The sequence below is a fragment of the Oleomonas cavernae genome, from assembly GCF_003590945.1.
GTDB lineage: Bacteria > Pseudomonadota > Alphaproteobacteria > Zavarziniales > Zavarziniaceae > Zavarzinia > Zavarzinia cavernae.
The window spans coordinates 1-6,607 of sequence record NZ_QYUK01000010.1; the positions used below are offsets into that span (position 1 = coordinate 1).

The following is a 6,607-nucleotide window of genomic DNA, read 5'->3' on the forward strand; positions in this document are numbered from 1 at the left end:
GGCAGGCCAGAATGATCATCTCATAGTGGGCGACCGTGTCGTTGATCGACTGCTGCAGGGGATCGTGCCGGTAGCGAGGCGTATCTTGAAATCCGGGTGATCCGCACCGACGAGTTCCACCGCTTGGCGGGCCTGGGCGAGCGCCCGGTCGACCGTTTCCTGCTTGTTGTCCGGGTACCAGAGCGAGACCGTGGCGTTCTGTTGCTCGAAGTCGGCGACATGCAGGAAGGCCTTGGGGCTTGTCCCGAACATCACGGCGCCGACCGCGGCCCCCATGGACGCATCGTTCGGGTCGAGCGGCGCCCACTTCGGATTGCCGCCGGCGAACAGGCGGTTGGCCTCGGGCAGATAGTCCGCGAAGGATAAGGTCGCGCGGGGCGGATTCTCCATGTGCTCCAGCGCGTACTGGATCTGAGCCATGGTCAGGATGGTTTCGGCCTGGCGTGCCACCCGGTTCGGATTGATCGGGTTCTTCGCCTCCAGCACGATCTCCAGGGTATTCACGCCGGGGAAGTTGCGGTTGATGGCCGCCACCGCCTTGTTGAACTCCCCATCCTCCCAGAGGATGTTGCTGCCCTCCACCGGGTTGCCGACCTCCATCTGCGAGAACCGGTGGAACGAATAGGCCGAGACGATGACGAAGAAGACGGTAGTGACGCGGGCGGCGCGGCCATAGCTCAGCTTCGAGATGTGGCCGAGGAAACGCTTGATAGCCGCATGGAAGCCGACGTCACCATCGGCGCCGGTGATCTGGCGCACGTTCTTGGGCGGCGGCAGAAGCGAAAGCACCAGTGGCGAGAAGAACACGTTGGCCGGCACGATCATCGCCGCCCACCAGGCACAGAAGATCGCGAAGCGCTCCATGGCGGGAATGGGCGCGACGGCGATGAGTGCCAGGCCCGCGACATCGGTGAAAATGCCGAGGACGGAGGGCGCCATCATGACCGAAAGCGCGATCTCAGCGGCCTTACGCCGATCGCCGACATGAAGGTAGATTTCATAGTAGCGCTCGGTGAACTGCACGCAGTGGCTGAATGAGCGTGCGACCAGCAGCAGCGGCACCACCATGATCAGCGGCTCGACCGCGAGGCCGAGCCAGCCGACGAAGCCGAAGCCCCATACCGCCGTAACCGCCGAGGTGATAATGGGCGCAAGCACGCCCGCGAGATTGCGCATGTAGAGAATGAGGCAGAGCAGCAGGGCGGCGCCAGTGATGCCGAAGATGCCCAGCATCTGCTGCTGATAGCGGTATACCCAGCCGGTCAGGGCCGGCATGCCCGCCATATGTACCTCGTGATGCTCGTCGCGCGCTTCCTCGACGATCTTCTGCATGTATTCAAAGGTCTCGCCGTAATCGAGCAGGCGCTCGATGAACGTCGCCGTGATCAGGGTCGCGGTGCCGTCTTGCGAGATATAGAAACGGCGCGCCAGCGGCGCCATGTCGACACGACGCCTGAATTCGTCGATATCCGCCTGGGTCGAGGGGATGGTGTCGCCCATCACCGGCTGGGTGTCGATACCCGTCGGCGTTGCCTCGGCATAGCGGACCTTCTCGGTCGAGATCGAGATCACCTGGTCATGATCGACGGCGGGTGCGAGGTCGATCTCGCGGGTCAGGTTCCAGATCTTCTGCAGGGTTTCGATATTATAGATATCGCCGTCGGTCCGTTTGACCATGATGGTTACGGTCAGCGGGTTGCCGAAGTTGGGATGATCCTTGAACGTCTGCACGTACGGATGGTCCGCCGGCAGCAGATCGGAAAAGATCGTTCGCAGTTCGACCTGGCGGCAGCCCCAGCCGAAGAAAACGGTGATGAGCGCGATGATCAGAATCGAGAAGCCCCGATTTTTCATGATCGCATGCGACAGGCGATAGCTGAAATTCTGCACTGGCCTACGAGTCCCCTGTCTGGCGGTGGAACGCTGGCCTGACGGCCATCTGCATGGTTTGATGGGGCGCGTCTTGAATAGGCCCCAACGCGATTTTTCGCGTCATTCGCTTCCTCCCTTGCGACCGGTTGGCCCGGCGCCTTGTCTTCTGGCCGCGCTATTGGTGTGCGCTTTCCCGAAGTCGGCAAAGACTGCGCCCAAGGCAGGGACGCTGCCCCCCACCCGGAAGGGTTGGCCTAAGCCGGAATTCTCCCAAAACGGAGGGAAGCGTCGCCAGCGCGCGCCGCACTCAGCGTTCCCACTCGATCGAGGGGGGCCCGTCGATCACATGATGGCTGAAGGTGAAAAGTGATCAGATCTTCACATTGGTGCAGATCGGATTCGGCCGCGGGCCTACCCGCCAAGACCATCAATGATCAATGCCTCGAAAGGGGCGACAGGGAGTTAGGAAATGAGCGAAACAGCCGCTTTGAGACAAGGTCCCGCCACCGACGCCTGGTCGATGCCGCTCGCCGAAATCGACGTGAGCGACCCTGCGCGGTTCCGTGACGACACGATGTGGCCCTTTTTCGAGCGCCTCCGCCGGGAAGACCCGGTCCACTGGTGCGCCAACGGCATGTATGGGCCTTATTGGTCGGTGACCAAGTACAAGGACATCATGCAGGTGGAGACCAGCCACCACATCTTCTCGTCCGACACGACCATGGGCGGCATCACCATCGAGGACGGCAACGCGTCGACCGGCCTGCCCATGTTCATCGCCATGGACCCGCCCAAGCACGACGAACAGCGCAAGACGGTGAGCCCTGTCGTCTCACCCGAAAACCTGGCGAAACTCGAAACGACCATCCGGTCCCGCGTCGGTGAAATCCTCGACGGCCTGCCGAGAAACGAGACCTTCAACTGGGTCGAGCGCGTCTCGATCGAGCTGACCACCCAGATGCTGGCGACGCTGTTCGACTTCCCCTGGGAAGATCGCCGCAAACTGACCCGCTGGTCCGATGTCGCGACCGCCACCCCGGGCTCGGGCATTATCGAAAGCCACGAGCAGAAGATGGCCGAGATCATGGAGTGCGGTGCCTATTTCACCCGTCTGTGGAACGAACGGGTGAATGCGGCGCCAGGCAACGACTTGATCTCGATGATGGCCCACTCGGATGCCATGCGCCATATGTCACCCGAAGAGTTCCTGGGCAATCTGATGCTGCTGATCGTCGGCGGCAACGACACCACGCGCAATTCGATTACCGGCGGCCTCCTCGCCCTCAGCCAGAATCCCGAGCAGTATCGCAAGCTGCGCGAGAACCCCGCACTGATCTCCAGCATGGTGCCGGAAATCATTCGCTGGCAGACCCCGCTCGCCCACATGACACGCACCGCGACGAATGGTCTTGCCGCCTAGGACGGTGTCCATCTTCGCGGTGCGGCGCATGTGGGCGAGCGGGGTCTGCCAGCGAATGATTTCCGGCACCATGCTGGAGATCAGTGCGGGTTTCTCGCGCAGCTTGCGATACTGCTCGGGATTCTGGCTGAGGGCGAGGAGGCCGCCGGTAATCGAATTGCGCGTGGTGTCGTTGCCGCCGACGATCAGCAGCATCAGATTGCCCAGGAACTCTTCGGGTGACATATGGCGCATGGCATCCGAGTGGGCCATCATCGAGATCAAGTCGTTGCCTGGCGCCGCATTCACCCGTTCGTTCCACAGACGGGTGAAATAGGCACCGCACTCCATGATCTCGGCCATCTTCTGCTCGTGGCTTTCGATAATGCCCGAGCCCGGGGTGGCGGTCGCGACATCGGACCAGCGGGTCAGTTTGCGGCGATCTTCCCAGGGGAAGTCGAACAGCGTCGCCAGCATCTGGGTGGTCAGCTCGATCGAGACGCGCTCGACCCAGTTGAAGGTCTCGTTTCTCGGCAGGCCGTCGAGGATTTCACCGACGCGGGACCGGATGGTCGTTTCGAGTTTCGCCAGGTTTTCGGGTGAGACGACAGGGCTCACCGTCTTGCGCTGTTCGTCGTGCTTGGCGGGTCCATGGCGATGAACATGGGCAGGCCGGTCGACGCGTTGCCGTCCTCGATGGTGATGCCGCCCATGGTCGTGTCGGACGAGAAGATGTGGTGGCTGGTCTCCACCTGCATGATGTCCTTGTACTTGGTCACCGACCAATAAGGCCCATACATGCCGTTGGCGCACCAGTGGACCGGGTCTTCCCGGCGGAGGCGCTCGAAAAAGGGCCACATCGTGTCGTCACGGAACCGCGCAGGGTCGCTCACGTCGATTTCGGCGAGCGGCATCGACCAGGCGTCGGTGGCGGGACCTTGTCTCAAAGCGGCTGTTTCGCTCATTTCCTAACTCCCTGTCGCCCCTTTCGAGGCATTGATCATTGATGGTCTTGGCGGGTAGGCCCGCGGCCGAATCCGATCTGCACCAATGTGAAGATCTGATCACTTTTCACCTTCAGCCATCATGTGATCGACGGGGCCCCCTCGATCGAGTGGGAACGCTGAGTGCGGCGCGCGCTGGCGACGCTTCCCTCCGTTTTGGGAGAATTCCGGCTTAGGCCAACCCTTCCGGGTGGGGGGCAGCGTCCCTGCCTTGGGCGCAGTCTTTGCCGACTTCGGGAAAGCGCACACCAATAGCGCGGCCAGAAGACAAGGCGCCGGGCCAACCGGTCGCAAGGGAGGAAGCGAATGACGCGAAAAATCGCGTTGGGCCTATTCAAGACGCGCCCCATCAAACCATGCAGATGGCCGTCAGGCCAGCGTTCCACCGCCAGACAGGGGACTCGTAGGCCAGTGCAGAATTTCAGCTATCGCCTGTCGCATGCGATCATGAAAAATCGGGGCTTCTCGATTCTGATCATCGCGCTCATCACCGTTTTCTTCGGCTGGGGCTGCCGCCAGGTCGAACTGCGAACGATCTTTTCCGATCTGCTGCCGGCGGACCATCCGTACGTGCAGACGTTCAAGGATCATCCCAACTTCGGCAACCCGCTGACCGTAACCATCATGGTCAAACGGACCGACGGCGATATCTATAATATCGAAACCCTGCAGAAGATCTGGAACCTGACCCGCGAGATCGACCTCGCACCCGCCGTCGATCATGACCAGGTGATCTCGATCTCGACCGAGAAGGTCCGCTATGCCGAGGCAACGCCGACGGGTATCGACACCCAGCCGGTGATGGGCGACACCATCCCCTCGACCCAGGCGGATATCGACGAATTCAGGCGTCGTGTCGACATGGCGCCGCTGGCGCGCCGTTTCTATATCTCGCAAGACGGCACCGCGACCCTGATCACGGCGACGTTCATCGAGCGCCTGCTCGATTACGGCGAGACCTTTGAATACATGCAGAAGATCGTCGAGGAAGCGCGCGACGAGCATCACGAGGTACATATGGCGGGCATGCCGGCCCTGACCGGCTGGGTATACCGCTATCAGCAGCAGATGCTGGGCATCTTCGGCATCACTGGCGCCGCCCTGCTGCTCTGCCTCATTCTCTACATGCGCAATCTCGCGGGCGTGCTTGCGCCCATTATCACCTCGGCGGTTACGGCGGTATGGGGCTTCGGCTTCGTCGGCTGGCTCGGCCTCGCGGTCGAGCCGCTGATCATGGTGGTGCCGCTGCTGCTGGTCGCACGCTCATTCAGCCACTGCGTGCAGTTCACCGAGCGCTACTATGAAATCTACCTTCATGTCGGCGATCGGCGTAAGGCCGCTGAGATCGCGCTTTCGGTCATGATGGCGCCCTCCGTCCTCGGCATTTTCACCGATGTCGCGGGCCTGGCACTCATCGCCGTCGCGCCCATTCCCGCCATGGAGCGCTTCGCGATCTTCTGTGCCTGGTGGGCGGCGATGATCGTGCCGGCCAACGTGTTCTTCTCGCCACTGGTGCTTTCGCTTCTGCCGCCGCCCAAGAACGTGCGCCAGATCACCGGCGCCGATGGTGACGTCGGCTTCCATGCGGCTATCAAGCGTTTCCTCGGCCACATCTCGAAGCTGAGCTATGGCCGCGCCGCCCGCGTCACTACCGTCTTCTTCGTCATCGTCTCGGCCTATTCGTTCCACCGGTTCTCGCAGATGGAGGTCGGCAACCCGGTGGAGGGCAGCAACATCCTCTGGGAGGATGGGGAGTTCAACAAGGCGGTGGCGGCCATCAACCGCAACTTCCCCGGCGTGAATACCCTGGAGATCGTGCTGGAGGCGAAGAACCCGATCAATCCGAACCGGGTGGCACGCCAGGCCGAAACCATCCTGACCATGGCTCAGATCCAGTACGCGCTGGAGCACATGGAGAATCCGCCCCGCGCGACCTTATCCTTCGCGGACTATCTGCCCGAGGCCAACCGCCTGTTCGCCGGCGGCAATCCGAAGTGGGCGCCGCTCGACCCGAACGATGCGTCCATGGGGCCGCGGTCGGCGCCGTGATGTTCGGGACAAGCCCCAAGGCCTTCCTGCATGTCGCCGACTTCGAGCAACAGAACGCCACGGTCTCGCTCTGGTACCCGGACAACAAGCAGGAAACGGTCGACCGGGCGCTCGCCCAGGCCCGCCAAGCGGTGGAACTCGTCGGTGCGGATCACCCGGATTTCAAGATACGCCTCGCTACCGGCACGATCCCCCTGCAGCAGTCGATCAACGACACGGTCGCCCACTATGAGATGATCATTCTGGCCTGCCTCAATCTCGTCATCCTGATCGGCTGTGCCTA

At 62.0% G+C, this 6,607-nt stretch carries 5 protein-coding genes; 3 read left to right on the top strand and 2 right to left on the bottom strand.

Going from position 1 to position 6,607, the window contains the following annotated elements; translation table 11 throughout:
* Positions 1-15: 15 nt before the first annotated feature.
* On the bottom strand, positions 16-1,854 hold the full coding sequence (locus D3874_RS03675; protein WP_199698919.1) for an efflux RND transporter permease subunit: 1,839 nt from the start codon (positions 1,852-1,854) through the stop codon (positions 16-18).
* A gap of 487 nt (positions 1,855-2,341) precedes the next feature.
* Here D3874_RS03675 and D3874_RS03680 point away from each other — a divergent pair, with 487 nt between their 5' ends.
* Positions 2,342-3,292, top strand: a complete 951-nt coding sequence (locus D3874_RS03680) for a cytochrome P450 (protein WP_199698920.1) — start codon at positions 2,342-2,344, stop codon at positions 3,290-3,292.
* A gap of 593 nt (positions 3,293-3,885) precedes the next feature.
* Here D3874_RS03680 and D3874_RS29035 read toward each other — a convergent pair.
* A complete protein-coding gene (locus D3874_RS29035) occupies positions 3,886-4,236 on the bottom strand; it encodes a hypothetical protein (RefSeq protein WP_199698921.1) in 351 nt (116 codons plus the stop codon).
* Positions 4,237-4,722: 486 nt separating this feature from the next.
* Between D3874_RS29035 and D3874_RS03690 the strand changes: the two genes are divergently transcribed.
* The gene (locus D3874_RS03690; RefSeq protein ID WP_199698922.1) at positions 4,723-6,324 is read left to right on the top strand and encodes an efflux RND transporter permease subunit; all 1,602 of its coding nucleotides are present in this window, start codon (positions 4,723-4,725) and stop codon (positions 6,322-6,324) included.
* Positions 6,324-6,607, top strand: a 284-nt coding sequence (locus tag D3874_RS29040) for a hypothetical protein (protein ID WP_199698923.1), incomplete at its 3' end; no start/stop codon positions are given. The genes D3874_RS03690 and D3874_RS29040, both read left to right, overlap by 1 nt.